General features: G+C 51.2%; 1 pseudogene. It reads left to right on the top strand.

Annotated elements, in window-relative coordinates:
* Positions 1–88 (top strand): annotated as a pseudogene (locus AAC854_RS23560) (IS630 transposase-related protein); the annotation flags it as partial.
* Between the last annotated feature and the right edge of the window lie 172 nt (positions 89–260).

The raw sequence follows: 260 nt of genomic DNA, 5'->3' as shown, positions 1-260 counted from the left end.
CCTCGGGGTCTCACAATCGGCGATTCATTACGCTTTGAAACGGCTTCGGCTCACGCTTAAAAAAAACCTTAAAACACCCTCGCGCTGATCCTCAGCGTCGTCAGGCGTTTGCCGAGCGCATCAGCGGCTATGAACAGGAAGGCAAACCGATTGTGTATTTGGATGAAAGTGGTTTCGCGCAGTCAATGCCACGGATATACGGGTATTCAGAAAAAGGGCGGCGTTGTTTTGGTACACAGGATTGGAATGCGAAAGGCCGT

The sequence above is a fragment of the Xenorhabdus entomophaga genome, from assembly GCF_037996725.1.
GTDB lineage: Bacteria > Pseudomonadota > Gammaproteobacteria > Enterobacterales > Enterobacteriaceae > Xenorhabdus > Xenorhabdus khoisanae.
Note: the sequence above shows the minus strand (reverse complement) of the source record. Positions and strands in the feature narration are given on the sequence as shown.